This window comes from Pseudomonas sp. SAR267, assembly GCF_052077595.1.
GTDB lineage: Bacteria > Pseudomonadota > Gammaproteobacteria > Pseudomonadales > Pseudomonadaceae > Aquipseudomonas > Aquipseudomonas vlassakiae.
The window spans coordinates 5,555,087-5,572,105 of sequence record NZ_JBQIHU010000001.1 but is presented as its reverse complement, the minus strand read 5'-3'; the positions used below and the strand labels follow the sequence as shown (position 1 = coordinate 5,572,105).

The following is a 17,019-nucleotide window of genomic DNA, read 5'->3' as shown; positions in this document are numbered from 1 at the left end:
CTCATGAAGACAATCCCTGCGCTGTTGGCCGGCCTGCTACTCACCATCGGCCTGGCCAGCACCGACAGCGCCGCATCGGCAGAGCAAGCCAAACCCATCCACTTCGGCGCCATCGGCTGGGAAAGCGGCGCCCTGACCACGGAAATCCTGCGTCACATCGTCGAGCACGGCTACGGCTACCCCACCGACACCCTCCCCGGCAGCTCGGTGAGCATGGAGGTGGCACTGGCGCGCAACGACCTGCAGGTGATCGCCGAGGAATGGGCCGGGCGCAGCCCCGCCTGGGTCAAGGCCGAACAGGCCGGCCAGGTGTTCGCCCTGGGCGACACGGTGAAAAATGCCGAGGAAGGCTGGTGGGTACCGGCCTACGTGATCAAGGGTGACCCGGCCCGCAACCTCAAGCCTCTGGCCCCGGACCTGCGCAGCGTCGACGACCTCAAGCGCTACCCGCAGGTGTTCCGCGACCCCGAGCTGCCAGACAAAGGCCGTTTCCTCAACAGCCCCAGTGGCTGGACGTCCGAGACCGTCAACAGTCAGAAGCTCAAGGCCTATGGCCTGGATGGCCTGTACAACAACTTCCGCAGTGGCTCCGGCGCAGCGCTGGACGCCGAAATCAGCTCGGCCATCCGCCGCGGCCAGCCGGTACTGTTCTATTACTGGAGCCCCACCGCGCTGATTGGGCGCTACGACCTGGTGCGCCTGCAGGAACCGCCGTTCGATGCGAGCGCCTGGGCCACCCTGACCGATGCGAAAAACCCGAACCCGAAAGGCAGCCAGTCGTTGCCGGCGAAGCTGTCGATCGGTGTGTCCAAGGCCTTTCGCGATGGCTACCCGGACTTGGTAACGGTCTTCGAGAAGGTCGACCTGCCCATCGACGTCCTCAACAAGGCCCTGGCCGAGATGAACGAAAAGCGCCAGCCAGCAGCCGATGCCGCCAAGGCGTTCCTGCGCGCCAACCCGCAGGTGTGGAAGGCCTGGCTGCCCGCTGAGGTGGCCACCAAGGTCGAGGCGAGCCTGTGAGTGCTGGCTTTCCCGAAGCCCTGCAACTGTCTTTCGCCGACACCATCAACCGCTGGGTCGACTGGCTGGTGCTGCACTATGGCGACCACCTGCGCAGTGTCTCCGACCAATTGCTGCAGCTGCTGGTCGGCCTGGAGAACCTGCTGCGCCTGATACCCTGGTGGCTGCTGCTGTTGCTGGTCGGCCTGCTCGCCTGGCATGCCAGCCGCAGCCTGCTGCGCAGCGCAGTGCTGGTCGCACTGTTGGCGTTCATCGGCATGCTCGGGCTGTGGGACAAACTGCTGCAGACCTTGGCATTGGTGCTGGTCAGTACCGGCCTGTGCGTACTGGTTGGCGTGCCCCTGGGCATTTTGCTGGCCACCCGTCCATTGGCCCGGCGCCTGCTGTTGCCGGTGCTGGACGTGATGCAGACGCTACCGGCCTTCGTCTATTTGATCCCGGTGCTGATGCTGTTTGGCCTGGGCAAGGTACCTGCGGTGTTCGCCACCTTGATCTATGCCTTGCCACCGCTGGTGCGGCTGACCGAGCTGGGCCTGAGCCAGATCGACCCTTCACTGCTGCAGGCCGCCCACGGCCTCGGTGCCGGCCGCTGGCAGCGGCTGCGGCGCGTTGCCCTGCCGCTGGCGTTGCCGAGCATCATGGCCGGGCTCAACCAGTCGGTGATGATGGCCTTGTCGATGGTGGTGGTGGCCTCGATGATCGGTGCCCGTGGGCTTGGCGAGGATGTGTTGGCAGGCATCCAGACGCTCAATGTCGGCCAAGGCGTCGAAGCCGGGTTGGCCATCGTCGCGCTGGCGATGGTCATCGACCGGATCAGCCAGGCCTATGGGCGCAACGGCAAGTAATCGGCCACCCGCCATCCGCGATGGCTGCTGCGCCGCTCAATTGCATAAGAATATGAATTCTTATTCTTTTTTAACCACGCTCAATTTCGCTATAACGGTCCCAACTGTACAGCCGCCAACACCCGGCCAACTGTCTGCAGCGCAACACCCGATCAACACACAACGCCCACAAAGCAACAGCGGTAGCGTCTAAAGTTTCGCAACCTGTTGATCCATAAGGCATTGACAACTCGGCACGACGATTGCTCAAGCAAAGTCCCCCGCTCAACCAGAACCGGAGACCTGCCCATGAGCACCCCACTGAACGTCGTCGCCCTGTCTGGCGGTACCACCCGCCCCTCTCGCACCTTGGCCCTGACCGAGGCGATCCTCGCCGAACTCAGCCAACACCTGCACATCAAGCCACACCTGATCGAACTGGGTGACATCGCCCGGCCGCTGGGTGCCGCCCTGTGGCGCAGCGAACTGCCCGACACCGTGGAGCAACAGCTGCGTCTGGTGGAAAAGGCCGACCTGCTGGTGGTTGCCGCGCCGGTCTACCGCGGCAGCTTCCCCGGCCACTTCAAGCACCTGTTCGACCTGATCGGCCAGGACGCCCTGGTCGACACGCCTGTGCTGCTTGCTGCCACCGGGGGCAGCGAACGCCACGCGCTGGTCCTCGACCACCAACTGCGCCCGCTGTTCAGCTTCCTGCAGGCCCTGACCCTGCCGATCGGCGTGTATGCCAGCCAGGCCGAGCTTGCCGACTACAAGGTTTCCAGCGAAGCCCTTGGGGCGCGCATACGCCTGGCCGCCGAGCGCGCCGTGCCGCTGTTCGGGGCCCATCACGCGTTGCGTGAAAGCGCCTGAGGAGCCGTCATGAATGCACCTTTGAATGCGGCCCGTCCGGCACTGGCGGTGGCGCGCGACCTGGCCTTGCAGTTCGCCCAGACCGCAGTGGAGCGCGACGAACGCGGTGGCACGCCGAAGGCCGAACGCGATGCCCTGCGCAGCAGCGGGTTACTGTCGCTGGTCATTCCCCAGTCCTTCGGCGGCCAGGGCGCGAGCTGGCATGACACCTTCGAGGTGGTGCGCGAGTTCGCCCGGGTCGACAGCTCGCTTGCCCATGTGTTCGGCTTTCACCACTTGATGCTGGCCACCGTGCGCCTGTTCTCGCGCCCGGAGCAGTGGCAACCCTGGTTCGAGCAGACCGCACGCAAGCACTGGTTCTGGGGCAACGCCCTCAACCCGCTGGACACCCGCACCGTGGTCAGGCACCTCGACGGCTGGTGCGAGTTCTCCGGCAAGAAGAGCTTCTGCTCCGGCGCCAGCGACTCGGAAATGCTGATCGCCTCGGCGGTGGACGAACGCGCCGGGGGCAAGCTGCTCATTGCAGCGATCCCCAGCGGGCGCACCGGCATCACCCTGCACAACGACTGGAGCAACATCGGCCAGCGCCAGACCGACAGCGGCAGCGCCACCTTCGAACGGGTACGCGTCGAACACGCCGAGCTGCTGCTCGACCCCGGGCCGTTGAGCACGCCGTTCGCCGCCCTGCGTCCGCTGATCGCCCAGCTGCATTTTGCCAACCTGTTCCTCGGCATCGCCGAAGGCGCCTTCGACGAGGCGCGCCAGTACAGCCTCAAGGAAAGCCGGCCGTGGTTCCGCTCCACTGCAGCCCGCAGCGCCGAAGACCCGTACGTGCTGCACCACTACGGCGAGTTCTGGGTGGGCCTTGAGAGCGTGCGCCTGCTGATCGCCCGCGCCGCCCGCCAGCTCGATAGCGCCTGGGCCAAGGAGCAGGCGCTGAGCGCCGAGGAACGCGGCGACCTGGCACTGGCAATCGGCACTGCCAAGGTCGCGGCCACGCGCCACGGCCTGGACATCTGCAACCGCCTGTTCGAGGTGACCGGCGCACGCGCCACCCACGCCTCGCTGCGTTTCGACCGCCACTGGCGCAATCTGAGGACGCAAACCCTGCACGACCCGGTGGACTACCGCATCCACGAGCTCGGCGAGTGGGCCCTGTGCGGCAAGCGCCCCGCTCCATCCTTCTATTCCTAAGGATCGCTCATGCAACTGCTGACCCTCCCCCCGTCACCGACACTGGCTACCTCGATCAGGGCGACCGCACAGGTCTTCGAAGACCCCAGGTCGCAGGCGCTGCTCGCCCACCTGCAACAGGTCGCCCCCAGCGAGGCCAGCGTCCTGATCATTGGCGAAACCGGCACGGGTAAGGAGCTGGTCGCACGGCATATCCACAACCTCAGCGGCCGGCGCAACGGCCCGTTCATCGCGGTGAACTGCGGCGCATTCTCCGAGTCGCTGGTCGAAGCCGAGCTGTTCGGCCATGAAAAAGGTGCCTTTACCGGTGCCCTGGCAGCCAAGGCCGGCTGGTTCGAAGAGGCCAACGGCGGCACGCTGTTCCTCGACGAGATCGGTGACCTGCCGTTGCCGATCCAGGTCAAGCTGCTGCGCGTGCTGCAAGAGCGTGAAGTGGTGCGCCTGGGCTCGCGCAAGAGTATCCCGATCAATGTGCGGGTGCTGGCGGCGACCAACGTGCAACTGGAGAAGGCGATCAACGCCGGGCATTTCCGCGAAGACCTGTACTACCGGCTGAACGTGGTGACCCTGCAGTTGCACCCGCTGCGCGACCGGCCGGGGGACATCCTGCCACTGGCCCGGCACTTCATCAGAAGCTACAGCGAGCGGCTGGGCTACGGGCCGGTGGAGCTGAGCCCCAAAGCCCAGGCCAAGCTGGTCGAGTACAGCTGGCCAGGCAATATCCGCGAGCTGGAGAACGTCATCCACCACAGCCTGCTGACCTGCGGCGACGGCGTGGTGCAGGCGCAGGACTTGCGGTTGTCCAACCTGCGCCTGGAACGCCAGGAAGAAGAACCGGTCAACCCTGGCGTGGACGATCTGCTGCTGCAGGCGTTCAGCCGGTTGTATGAGGAACAGCCTGGCGATTTGTACGAGAAGGTCGAGAATGCCCTGCTGCGTTCGGCCTACCACTTCTGCCATTACAACCAGGTGCATACCGCGCAATTGCTCGGGTTGTCGCGCAATGTCACGCGCACGCGGTTGATTGCGATTGGCGAACTGGTGGTGAACAAACGTCGGGCACAGCAGCCACAGGTGCTGGATAACCGGGTGGTGCGGTTATCCATCTGAGTATTCCTGTACTGGCCTCTTCGCGGGCACGCCCGCTCCCACAGGATCACCACAGCGCCGAGACTTGTGCAATTGCTATGGGAGCGGGCGTGCCCGCGAAGAGGCCGGAGCAGGCTGAGGTGTTCAGCGCCTATCAGATCGAGCGCCGCCCGCGCGGCGCTCGATCTGATAGGCGCTGCAACCTTGTCGGCGAACACCTGGCAAGCCGGAAATCCGGCCAGGATCGCGGAAATAACTATCATTTTTGCCAGTTGTCTCCATATTCGTCCAGGCGCTTCATAGGACCTCATGCCGACCCTGTAAGGACGCCTATTATGCTGTTCACCGAAGCCAACTTCAGAAAGTTTTTCAAAAGCCAGGACACCATCACTATCAATGGAGTGACGGGGAAGTTCGTCGAGGCAACAGCGTCTGCTGTCAAAGTACAGGCCAATAAGGCGCTGGAAGTTGCCTACACCGACATCACTGCGGTGCCCCAGCTCAAGCAGAGGGTGCAGGAATTTACGACCCAGATCGAGGTCATCCTTGCGTCGGGGGCAGAGCGCGTTGAACAAAAGGACTGGAAATCCCTGACCCCTGCATCCGGCCCGGTGTTGGTTGATCTCATCTACGGAACCGGCGCATCTGCCTACGCGTACTGCATATACGGATATGTAACCATCAAACCCGTATTGGATGGGCATGAATTTGTATTCAGTCTGGATGCCAAACAATCCCAGGCTTTCGAGGCGCTCAAAAAACTGTATGACCCCTTGCAGAAATGGGGCGCATGGGATGGCCAGCACACGTGGCTCAGCCAAGTGAGCAATGTGTATCTGCTGAAGGCGTTGGTGGCCAAGCCATCATCAGCCGCCAACCCAGGGGTTGGAACCGGTTGGGTTCGCCATGCAACGATCGATGCTACGTTGGCGACCGGCACCTACCCTCGCTGGATCACTGTGCTCGACGACAGCACGGGCGCCTCCATGCCCGGCTCGCCCCTGATTTTCGACCTCACAGGCCATAACACCCCAGACAAATGGCCTGCATTCATCCGCGACCAACTTAACGCATCGCCTTTGCGCAATTATCTGCGCCTGGGCACCGATGACTCACCCGATGGCACGTTCGGCCCTGAAGACAGCGGCACATTCTGGCGCGCTGATGTGCCGTTGCGCATTGCGCTTGGGCATCTGACTGATGACCGGGCAAACCCCGTGCTGCATACCGCTGACGGGAAAGCCGCCAGCATTGCCCAGGTTCTTCAGGAGCGTGTTCAACCTCCACCTGGCGGCACTGGCACGCGGGTGGTGGAAATCTGTCTTCGTGATGGCCCCAGTAATGAGCCGATCAAATCTTGGCCCTGCGTTCTCGACTACACCACCGATGAAGACAACCTGCTCGGGCGTATCGATGCATTTGTGGAAAGCGTGAACGCTCACCTGCCTGTACAACCGTTCTTCCGCAAGACCGGCGACCAAAGCCGGGTTGAAGCACACAAGAAAGACTGGTCAGTAGACTTGCGCACCACCTTGAAGCTCAAGCTGACGGTGCGCCAGGCAACTTGGGTACGGCATGCAACGATCGATGCTACATTGGCGACCGGCACCTACCCTCGCTGGATCACTGTGCTCGACGACAGCACGGGCGCCTCCATACCCGGCTCGCCCCTGATTTTCGACCTCACAGGCCATAACACCCCAGACAAATGGCCTGCATTCATCCGCGACCAGCTTAACGCATCGCCTTTGCGCAATTATCTGCGCCTGGGCACCGATGACTCACCCGATGGCACGTTCGGCCCTGAAGACAGCGGCACATTCTGGCGCGCTGATGTGCCGTTGCGCATTGCGCTTGGGCATCTGACTGATGACCGGGCAAACCCCGTGCTGCATACCGCTGACGGGAAAGCCGCCAGCATTGCCCAGGTTCTTCAGGAGCGTGTTCAACCTCCACCTGGCGGCACGGGCACGCGGGTGGTGGAAATCTGTCTTCGTGATGGCCCCAGTAATGAGCCGATCAACTCTTGGCCCTGCGTTCTCGACTACACCACCGATGACGACAACCTGCTCGGGCGTATCGATGCATTTGTGGAAAGCGTGAACGCTCACCTGCCTGTACAACCGTTCTTCCGCAAGATCGGCGACCAACGCCGGGTTGAAGCACACAAGAAAGACTGGTCAGTAGACTTGCGCACCACCTTGAAGCTCAAGCTGACGGTGCACGAAATCGATGAGCCCAGGGAGGCAATGCGTGCCGTCTCGATACCCTACGCGATCACCACCCGAAATAACGGTTTTCTCCCCGACATGAGCGACTTTTCGCTTGAGCGGCTCGGCAGTATCGATACTGGCTGGAGCACCAGCAGCACGATCAAGGCCGGCCGTGCATTGGTCGAAGGCGAAGTGCTGAGCGCCTTTCTCATCGACCGGCTGAATGGCGACATACGCAAGATCGATTACACGGCGCAAAAGGGCGAGCTCTCCATCAGCCAGTGGCCAAAAGCCTTTGCCGACCATCTAGCGGCGGCCGGTGAACCGATCACCGCCGGTGGCTGGAGCGCTGACAACAACTTTTCAACGGCGAGCGAACCCCTTCGCCTGTGGAGCCCTTCACGCTATCGCGCCTTCAGCACCGCGCCGTTTGCCGCCAACATCGTACAGGCCCTGGCCTGCGACGAGTCGTTCAGCCCGAGGCAGGGCGACACGCTGTGCCTGCAAGTACGCGACCTGACGACCCAAGCGCTATACGAACATCACTTCTTTACCCCTACTGCCGCTCAGGCTGGCGAGCAGTGGTCCAAAGCGTTGTGCGAGCAGATCAACCGTGACAGCCGCCTGCTGCGGGCGGGCGTGCTCGAAGGGAGCAGAGTGACCCCTGCACCCAGCGGCAATGCCTTCTGGGTGCCGCAGTGCGCCGAGCTGAGCGTAACCCTTACCGAGGCGCGTTGGTGGCAGAGCCAGGCGGTTGAGGCCGAGCAACCGCTGGAGGACGGACAAACCCTGCAGGCCTGGGTTTACGACGCCTTCACCCATCGTTTGCTCGCTCAACATCAATGGACACCTGGCGAATCCCAACGCGCCGCAGGCAAATGGCCGGCAGCCTGGGCCAGGGCGCTGAACGCTTCGCCGGTCTCGCCCTACCTACGCGTGGCCACGTACGATCCACAGGCTGCTCGGGCTGACGAAGCGGACCAGCTGCGGCTCTGGCAGCGCGGTGACGCGCTGCGCATCTTCACCACACTGCCAGATGCAGCCGACCTGCTGCCAGGTGCCACCCTGCTGTCAGCCTGGAAGGCCGACCCGGAACATGCGGTGCTGGTGACCGTGCGCCACCCGTTCAGCCGCCAGCTGCTGCACCGTGCGTTGTTCAAACCTCAGGATGCTGATCAGGTCAACGACCGGACGTCGTGGCTAGAGGCATTGGCCGACTTCCTCAAAGCCCAGGCTTGGCCGGAGGTACAGATCGGTGCCAGTACCGAGCCGCTTCGCGTGCTTCGGTTCAGCGAGCTGCAGGTAACGGTGGACAACGTCGGCGACGGTAAAACCTGGAGCGATGGCGATTACGTCAACTACCTGCTCGAGACCGACGACTGGCCCGGCCGCATGCCCGTTGAACAAGCGCAGTTCAAGGTGGCATCAAAGGTTGCCAGCGTGCAGATCGACGTAACTGACTTGAACGGCGAGCTGGTATTCCGCCTTGACAGGACCGCGCATGACAAAGGCTACCGGGTTGCTGCCTGTGTGCCGCAGCGTAGTGAACACCCCATCTGGCCGGTGGACGTCAGCGACACCCAGGTTACCTGGGTGGGGCCGATCAAAAACGGCGTGTACGACCTGCACCTGACCTATCCGGAAAGCGCCCGGGACAGTACCGCACTGACCGTGGGCCATATCGGTGCCTTCCACCCCACCCACTTCTGGCACGGGACACAAGCAGTCGAGTTCACCCCTCCTGCCCCCATGAGGGAGTACGAGGAAATCAGTTTCCTGTGCGAAGACTACGGCAACACCAACCACTCCGAGGTGTTCGACACCAGCAACCAGGACCGCACCGGTGTGGACGAGCGCAGCGGGTTGTTCCATGCCCACTACCCAATCGCCACCCTGCAAGGCCTGCACGGCCTGGGGCCGGTATGCGACCTGACCCTGCACTACTCGGCGCTGCGAGCCAACGAAGCTGGCCTGGGCGATGGCTGGGCCTGGCGTTTCTCCAGGATCATCACCAGCTCCACACAGGTAGCCGACCACCGTGTGCTCACGCTGGCCGATGGCACGCCGGTGGTGTTCAGCGACGAGCAGTGGAAGCAATTGAGTGCAGGTGAGGCCGTCAAGACCCAGGCTTGCCGGGTGACGTGCAACAAAGATTACTCTGAGTTCACCGTCGAATTCCCGAGTGGGCGGAAGGAAATCCTCAGCAAACCGGCCGCGCCAGGCAGCGACACAATCGAGCCCAACGATGAGTTTCGCAAGAAAGTGCTCCAAATCTTGAAAGCGATCAAGGCCAAAAGCGTGCCGCAATACCCAACCTGGCCTGATGCCTGGACCCAGTGGATATTGTTGGTCATAAGCCCCATCGGCTACCACGCGGCTGCAGCGATCGATTACAGCGAGGCAGTCAGCGCCTGGGAGAGCCACGGCAAGACCAAAGACCTGGACCGGCGTATCGCCATGTATGAGCGGCCATTCGTACAACTGCTGCCTTCGCGCATCGTCTCGCAATACGGCGAAGCACTGGATTTGCAATGGAAGCGCCAGAACGGTCAGTTCCTGCTGATGAGCATAAAAAGTGGCGACACCGAGCTGTTCACCGCAACGTATGACGACCCGCAGGTCAAGGCCGGTAGCCAGGTGAAGATGCAGTTGTGGCCGGGAAGCGACGAAGCGTTCAGCGTAGAGCTGAAGCTTGAGCAATTCCTGCTGCGCACACTCAAGCGTGTGCAGGGCAAGAAAGTTCTGCAACAGGTCGATTGCGGCTATGACGACGACCCGACCCTGGACAGGGTACTGTGCCGCCTGCAGGAGCAGGACGGTTCCGTCGAATGCGTCCAATACGTGAAAAAGGACGCCACATTGAAAAGCTCGCCCGCCCTGCCCCGGGTGGTGTTGCATGCCCTGCTGCCGGGCGGTGGGCAGCAGAACCACATCCATCGTTACACCTATACCGGCAGCTTCCAGAACCCCGATGACCAACTGTTCATCACTGCCGTTGAATCCGGCCCACATGCTGAGATCCAGCATGACTTGCACGGCTATGGCCTGGATACAGCGGGCAACCGTACACCCCTGCTGCAAGGGGTCGGTTCAGCACACACCCATTGGCTGGACTTCGTCCTGCGCCATGAGCAGACCACCACCACCATCCGTTATACCGGCCTGGGCGATGAACTCGCAGCCGTGATCGAGAACATGGTCGTCAGGCTCAGTGCTTCACAGCTGGAGATCAGCGGTCCTTCACAGCTGCAGATCAGCGCCGACGCTCCACCCGTAGAGCGCCAACAGGCTGTGTTGCAATTGCTGTGGCGCTATTCCGGCAAGAACCGCAAGCGGCTCCAGGCGGCAATCGGGCACATGCTCAGCCTGGCGCCGAAGGCACAGCGCGAAAACCTGGGCAAAACGGTCGAGGCGACCACCATAGTGACCGATGGGCAGGGTAACCCGCTGCGCCTTTATACCAGTGGCTCGCATGGCGTTCACTACAGCTACTACGGTGACCAGACGCAAAACCAGATCACGCTGGCGGGTGTGGAAAAGCTGAGCAAAGTGCCGACACTGGAGTGCCCATTCGTTCCAGCCTATGCCAGCGCACCGCTGATGGCGGAGTACCAATGTGACGAGTATGGCAACCCTCAGGGCCTGAAACTCTACGGATATGAAAAGGTAACCCGTGCTGGCCACGATTATCTGGAACTGGCCGAGGTGGTGCTGGTGCACGGCATTCGCGGCACGCTGGTGAACGACACCCTGGGCGAGGACACCTCATGGCAGTTGAGCGGCAGCGAGGTGCTGTGGCACCAGGTCAGCAGCGCAACGACAATCCCCACCAGCAAGAAAACCGCCAGCAATGAAAGCAAGGTGCAGGAGTGGTCGATTACCAGCAAGCAGACCAGCCACCATGCAGACCAGTCCATGGAACTGATCCACGAGCAGAAGTTCGTCGACAACCCCAACGAAGGAGGTATCCGGATGACGGTCAGCACCACGACTGCAGCGGGGACTGCGCAGGTCAGCAAGGAGTTGCGCTCGCGCTACAGCAGGCGCGCCCTGCAAAAGGTCGAGAATGGCGTCGAGACCCATTGGCAACGTGATGCCTTGGGGCGGGTCACTCAGGAAACACGCTACGTGCTGGCCTCCGGTAGCACCGGCAAGGCAGACAAGCAGGACGCTGATGAGCGCATCGACTCGGCCTACAAAGACAATGGTAAACAGGTTGAACGGACGCATAAGGACAAAAGCCAGAGTCTCTCCTGTCTGGATGGCTTGCAACGGGCCTGGCGTAGTGCGTGGCGTAGAGCGGCCGACGAAAACTATGTAGCGGTGGATGAATGCTGCTATTCGGGCCTGGACGAGGCTGCCCTACTCGGGAGTTGGGCGTGGGATTACCTGCCGGGTGGGCAGGCGGTGCGCAAGGATAGGCCTTTACGCGGGCTGGCCGGGAGGCAGCCATGGCTGGAGCAAGAAGCCTTGGGGAGCCAAGATGATCAGGTTCCAGTCGACAAACAGGCAAATGTTTCCGATGTCTATTTGCAAACAGCAGATACGCTCAATGAGCGCGATGAACATACACTCACAACACACAGAAGCTATACAACATTTGTGGCATCAGTATGCAGGTTCCTTCAGCAGGTGGACTCCCAAAAACCACATCGCCGATCACCACTCAGACTCGAAAATGATTCTTATGACGTGAACACTATTGGCGTAGCTTATGTCAAAATCCGAGCAGCAGCTAGGGACGCGGGCTTAAGAATTACTGATGAATACCGACTAATGAAATACATCCAAAACCTCGCCAAACTCAAGGACTCGGAGGGTTTGACAGATGCAATAATGGTCCAAAATCACGAGTCTGAGACTGGACGCGTAGCGCTGCCCATTCCGCGGGACTTCAGCAAAGCCCCTCCCATCAAAAACATACGAGATGTATTCGCATGTTTTTCCCCTGGACCATATATTTCAGAAACAAACATCTCAACTAAGCTTGAAGAGATAGCTCTGGATCTACTATGGAAATCAACTTTTTCTCAAGTCTATTCAGTTGTATCTCTAGCCTCGGAAGACCAAGAGGTAAAAACAATCGAGCAACAGGGCTTGGGCCCTCTCTGCCTGTCGAAGCGAACAACCACCCGTACCGTCAGATCCAACGGCACTTTCGAACACTCGGTGCAATGGGCGGATCACGCCAGCACCCAGCACCTGCAACTCGACCAAAAATACGACGCCAACGGCCACATCACCCATCACGCCCGCACCGTGGGTAAGCAGACCCTTGCCTACTCACTCGAACGCGACCTTCTCGGCCGGGTAACCAAAGTCACCCGGCCGGATACCAGCACGATCGAGCGCACCTACCACGGCTTCAGCAACCAAGTCACCCGGCTGACCGTCGACGGCAATGTGATTGCCACCCAGACAGTCACCGATCCCGGCAAGCTGAAAACCCGAAAAGTAGGCAGCCGCGAATACGGGCTAAACGACCAGACCGTGACGCTGCCCGACAAAACCCAGCTGCAGACGCTGCGCGATGCCAAGGGCACACGCTTGGAGGCCAATGGCAGCGCACTGTTCAGCCAGACGAACAAGGACGGCGTGGCAAAACTAAAGGCCGAGCCCACCGAAACCGGCATCGGCTGGCAACACACCCTCATCAGCGCCCAGGTGCCCGGCCGCCGGCAGACCGTTGAAAGAACGCCACGCGGCACGCTGCTGGGCAACGAATGGCAAACGCTGCGCGGGCAGAGCATCGCTGCCCTGCGCGCAGACGGCCGCACCCAACGGGTGTTTCTCGACGGTGAAGGACGAATGCTGCGCAGCTGCCAGGAGCACGAGGATGTGCTGTACCGCTACGACGAGCTTGGCCGGTTGCAGGTGCGCCAGGTGCACGCACTGACCGGTGCCGGGCAGTGGCAGGTGCACAGTGAGCGGGACGGTTTCAACCGCGAAACCGAGCGCACCTTCCTGCGCAACGGCGCCCCTTGCTTCAGCCAGCGCATGGCCTGGCGTGGCGATGGCCGTCTGGAAAGCAAGGCAAGTTACCAGGACGGCAAGCTGCTGCGCACCGAACGTTTCACCTACGATCAGCTCGACCGCCTCGAAAGCTATACCTGCAATGCCAGGCAGGCGGCGCTCTGCCCTCACGATGGCAAAGGCACGCCGATCAAGGCCCAGACGTTCACCTGGGACAGCCTGGACAACCTGACCAGTTGCACCAGCACCCCGTTCAAGGGCGATGCGGTAACAGAAACCTTCAATTACGGTACAGCCACGGATCCGACCCGCCTGAGCGCAGTGAAAACCGGCCAGCAGACCCGCAGACTGAGCTGGAACAAAAACGGCCAATTGCAAGCCGATGGCCAACGCGCCCTGGCCTATACGGCCGCCGGCCAACTGAGCAGCGTCAAGGATGAAAGAGGCGCACTGCTCGCCCGCTATGAATACGACGGCCTGCAACGCCTGGCGGCGCAATACTGCGAACTGGACCAGACCACGCGCGAACTGCGTTATGACGGTGATGAGCTGATTGGCGAGGTGTGCTACGACAAAACTGGCAACGCTACCCGCAGCACCTGCATTTCGCCCGGCCTGGCGCAATATGACGACGACCAGGTGCGCTGGCTGATCGACGACCCGCAGGTGGGCATCGTCGGGCAGGTCTGCGATGGGCAGCTACAATTGGCGCCGCTGCTGCCGTTCGGCGAGGGCACTGCGCTCAAAGGGCTGGTCAGTGGCTACAACGGCATGCGCCGCGACCCGGTGACCGGCCAATACCATGCAGGCAACGGTTACCGCAGCTACGACCCGACCCTGCGCCGCTATGCCCAGCCCGACTGGCTGAGCCCGTTCGGTGAAGGGGGAATCAACGACTACGCCCACTGCCCCGACCCGGTAAACCTGCACGACCCCAGTGGCGCGATCATGCTCAGCCGTTGGGGCCAGGACCAGGAGGTGGCATATTACGAGCGGAAGCTGCGCGAGACCAAGCCCTTTGCGGTAGATGGCCGCTGGCGCGGCCTGGCCTTGTCGGCGGTGCTGACGGTAGTGGGCATCGCCGCCTCGATCATGACCGGTGGTGCGGCTTCGGTCTTGTTCATCGCCATGACAACCTGCGCGGTACTCTCGTTCGGCTTTGAGGTGGCTTCGGTACTAACGGCCAAGTCCAACCCCGAGCTGTCCAGGAAGCTTGGCTATGCCTCGCTGGCGTTCGCGGTCGCTTCGCTGTTTGAAACTGCGCTGGGGTTGATCAAGAAGATACCGGGCTGGATCAAACATGTAATGCACTCGGTGCGCCAGGCCGGCAAAACGCTGCGTCGGTTCATGGCCGGCACAAGGCTCGCGCGCAATGCCGTGAGCCCGGCTGCATACGCGATGCAGGAACTCGGCGCACTTGGCGGTATCGGCCGAGCGGCGGAACCTGCCAGGCGCGGCGTGCTGGCCACGCTCAAAGCAGGCGGTGGCTGGATGCTGGACTATCTGGGCGGGGCACAACCCATCCGCCTTGCCAATCCGCGCTATGCACGCATGGGGGCTTACGGCAGAGCCTTACGCGCGGCCCACCGGCTGAACAGCTTTGCGACCCGTTCACGCCTGGCGAGCAGCGCAGCGTGGATAACAGGCTACGCGGTCGATGGCTTTATCGCGTACAACTCCGGCGATACCTTCAAGACCATTGCAACCGGTGACACTTCCACCCCGATCTCGCCATGGGGGCGTTACTCCATTCCGCTGGAGGAACGCCATAGCTGGGACTACGGAGTAGATGGACATCTGTTGACTTGAGGTCAGGGCGTTTGCCGGTTGCTGAAATGGGCGATCGGCACCTGGCAAAAATGCCAGTTTCCATTTCTGTGTGATGGATCAAGACTGGCGCTTCACAAACGCGTTGCATCCTTGAGGAGCGAGAAGCATGAGTACGCAAAGGGTTGCGAAGGTGAAGATGTACAACACCACGCTGAAAGCAGGTTTCCTGGATCACGAGATCGAAGACGACGATGTCATCCTGGAGCGAGAGGCGGTGGGTTCTTTGAATTTGAAGAACGGCGACGAGGTGACGTTCGATGTTGAGAAACGGGGCGACAAGTATTATGCCAAGGACGTAAAGCTCAAGTGAAAGGCAGGGGCGGATAGCAAGCTTCACAACACCGGCTGTAGCCAATATCCGCCCCCAGCCCATCAATGCTGCGCGCAACAGCGGGTGGGACTGGTTTTCACCTTGGAAGAAGGTGGTCTTGCCGACGGTGCATTAGGTGTCGCCTGTGATCTTTGGTCAATCTCCCTGAAATCTCTATTGCCTGGTCGGGCCCTTTCGCGGGCACGCCCGCTCCCACAGGTATGCGCATGTGTCAAAGGCTGTGGTGATCCTGTGGAAGCGGGCGCGCCCGCGAAGAGGCCGGCTCAGAATCACGCCGTAATTCCTGTGGCGGCCCATTCGCGGGCACGCCCGCTCCCACAGGTACAGCGCATGTATCAAAGGCTGTGGTGATCCTGTGGGAGCGGGCGCGCCCGCGAAGAGGCCGGCTCAGAATTACGCCGTACGGGGCATCAGCTCGTAGGGATGCTTCCACCCCGGCACCGCCTGAATCCGCTGCTTCCAGGCCTCGATGTGGCTGAAATCGGTCAGCACGATCCCGGTATCCTCCGGCATGAACACATACCCCGCCAGCGACAGGTCGGCGATGGTCAGCCGCTCACCGACCATGAACGGCGCCTTCGCCAGGTGCGCATCGACAATCCGGTAAGCCGCCGTGGCCCGCTCGCGCAGAAAGCCGGTCACCTCGGTCTCACCGGTCTTCTTCAGGCACAGCAGAAAACGCAGCGCCGCGTAGTAGCTGGTGAACTTGTGGTTGTCGAACAGCATCCAGCGCCAGATCTCGCGCTTCTCGTTGTCGTCACGCGGGCCGAACTGGCCGGTGCGTTCGGCGAGGTATTCGAGAATCAGTGCCGACTGGGTCAGCCGTTGCCCGGCGTGCTCCAGCACGGGCACTTCGCCCTGCTCGTTGACCTGGTCGCGCCATTGCGGGTCGCGGGTCTGGCCGTTGAAGAAATCGACGAACACCGGTTGCCAGTCCTGGCCGGTGAGTTCGAGCATCAGCGCAGCCTTGTAGGCGTTGCCGGATTCGGCGAAGCAATGCAGCGTGTAGTCGGACATGGGCGGACCTTCAGTTTCCTTTGAGGGATCGGTTGGGTTCGTACAGATTACACAAAAATATGCTTAGATCTCCCGATCAACCCGCCAGGAAGGCCGGCAATGCCCTACCCCGATCTGCCCCGTACCCTGTCCACGCCCCGCACCCTGGTGGTCCGCCCCGCGCCGGCATTCGCCCAGCAACTGCGCCAGGCACTGCTCGACAGCTATGCACTGCACCAGCCATTCCTGGCCTGGGCCAAGCCCGACTGGACCTTGAAGGAAGTGCAGGAGACCCTGCAACTGAGCGCCGAGGAGTTTCTCGACCCGGCCAAGGAAAAGCGCTATTTCATCCTCGCTCCAGACAGCGGTGAAGTGATCGGCTGCATCGGCCTGCGCCCTGGCGATGACCAGTACGAAGTGGGCTATTGGGCGAGCCAGGCCAGCAGCGGCCAGGGCCTGATGCGTGAGGCGCTGACCTGCCTGCTGGACGCCGTCGATGCCCCGGTGTGGCTGACCACTGATATCGATAACCATGCCAGCCAGCGCCTGGCCGAAAGCGCCGGGTTCGTGCGGGCCGGCAGCCAGCTGACTGAATTTGACCCAAGCACGCCGAGGCCTGTGTACCGACGCGTGCCTGCGGAAAACCGATGAGCCGGCACCTCCATCGGCTGGAATAATT

9 protein-coding genes are annotated in these 17,019 nt (G+C 61.7%); 8 read left to right on the top strand and 1 reads right to left on the bottom strand.

Translation table 11 applies throughout. From position 1 onward, the window contains the following. Positions 1 to 3 precede the first annotated feature (3 nt). The 7 genes from ACTORR_RS26425 (at position 4) to ACTORR_RS26395 (ending at position 15,323) form a co-directional block, all read left to right on the top strand. Positions 4 to 1,020, top strand: a complete 1,017-nt coding sequence (locus tag ACTORR_RS26425; RefSeq protein WP_099814590.1) for an ABC transporter substrate-binding protein — start codon at positions 4 to 6, stop codon at positions 1,018 to 1,020. Continuing rightward, positions 1,017 to 1,865, top strand: coding sequence for an ABC transporter permease (locus tag ACTORR_RS26420; protein ID WP_313365542.1), 849 nt, complete (start codon positions 1,017 to 1,019; stop codon positions 1,863 to 1,865). Before ACTORR_RS26425 ends, ACTORR_RS26420 begins: the two co-directional genes overlap by 4 nt. A gap of 288 nt (positions 1,866 to 2,153) precedes the next feature. Next, the gene (gene msuE, locus ACTORR_RS26415) at positions 2,154 to 2,714 is read left to right on the top strand and encodes an FMN reductase (protein WP_054887001.1); all 561 of its coding nucleotides are present in this window, start codon (positions 2,154 to 2,156) and stop codon (positions 2,712 to 2,714) included. 9 nt (positions 2,715 to 2,723) lie between these two features. Continuing rightward, complete coding sequence (locus tag ACTORR_RS26410) at positions 2,724 to 3,908, top strand: acyl-CoA dehydrogenase family protein (protein ID WP_054887002.1); 1,185 nt, start codon at positions 2,724 to 2,726, stop codon at positions 3,906 to 3,908. Positions 3,909 to 3,917: 9 nt separating this feature from the next. Next, positions 3,918 to 5,018, top strand: coding sequence for a sigma54-dependent transcriptional activator SfnR (sfnR, locus tag ACTORR_RS26405; RefSeq protein WP_176509921.1), 1,101 nt, complete (start codon positions 3,918 to 3,920; stop codon positions 5,016 to 5,018). 314 nt (positions 5,019 to 5,332) lie between these two features. Beyond that, positions 5,333 to 14,992 (top strand): RHS repeat-associated core domain-containing protein, encoded by a 9,660-nt coding sequence (locus ACTORR_RS26400; protein WP_441344074.1) that lies wholly within the window; start codon positions 5,333 to 5,335, stop codon positions 14,990 to 14,992. A gap of 127 nt (positions 14,993 to 15,119) precedes the next feature. After that, positions 15,120 to 15,323, top strand: coding sequence for a hypothetical protein (locus ACTORR_RS26395; RefSeq protein ID WP_313365151.1), 204 nt, complete (start codon positions 15,120 to 15,122; stop codon positions 15,321 to 15,323). A gap of 414 nt (positions 15,324 to 15,737) precedes the next feature. On the opposite strand, the gene ACTORR_RS26390 is transcribed toward ACTORR_RS26395, so the two are convergent. Further along, a complete protein-coding gene (locus tag ACTORR_RS26390) occupies positions 15,738 to 16,361 on the bottom strand; it encodes a glutathione S-transferase family protein (RefSeq protein WP_099814577.1) in 624 nt (207 codons plus the stop codon). A gap of 99 nt (positions 16,362 to 16,460) precedes the next feature. Here ACTORR_RS26390 and ACTORR_RS26385 point away from each other — a divergent pair, with 99 nt between their 5' ends. Continuing rightward, positions 16,461 to 16,991 (top strand): GNAT family N-acetyltransferase, encoded by a 531-nt coding sequence (locus ACTORR_RS26385; protein ID WP_313365152.1) that lies wholly within the window; start codon positions 16,461 to 16,463, stop codon positions 16,989 to 16,991. Positions 16,992 to 17,019: the final 28 nt, after the last annotated feature.

What these genes read in the sequence shown, in the direction of transcription:
- msuE (WP_054887001.1), top strand. Translation starts at nt 2,154, where the DNA reads ATGAGCACCCCACTGAACGTCGTCGCCCTGTCTGGCGGTACCACCCGC.
- ACTORR_RS26390 (WP_099814577.1), bottom strand. Translation starts at nt 16,361, where the DNA reads ATGTCCGACTACACGCTGCATTGCTTCGCCGAATCCGGCAACGCCTAC.
- ACTORR_RS26400 (WP_441344074.1), top strand. Translation starts at nt 5,333, where the DNA reads ATGCTGTTCACCGAAGCCAACTTCAGAAAGTTTTTCAAAAGCCAGGAC.
- ACTORR_RS26410 (WP_054887002.1), top strand. Translation starts at nt 2,724, where the DNA reads ATGAATGCACCTTTGAATGCGGCCCGTCCGGCACTGGCGGTGGCGCGC.
- sfnR (WP_176509921.1), top strand. Translation starts at nt 3,918, where the DNA reads ATGCAACTGCTGACCCTCCCCCCGTCACCGACACTGGCTACCTCGATC.
- ACTORR_RS26385 (WP_313365152.1), top strand. Translation starts at nt 16,461, where the DNA reads ATGCCCTACCCCGATCTGCCCCGTACCCTGTCCACGCCCCGCACCCTG.
- ACTORR_RS26395 (WP_313365151.1), top strand. Translation starts at nt 15,120, where the DNA reads ATGAGTACGCAAAGGGTTGCGAAGGTGAAGATGTACAACACCACGCTG.
- ACTORR_RS26425 (WP_099814590.1), top strand. Translation starts at nt 4, where the DNA reads ATGAAGACAATCCCTGCGCTGTTGGCCGGCCTGCTACTCACCATCGGC.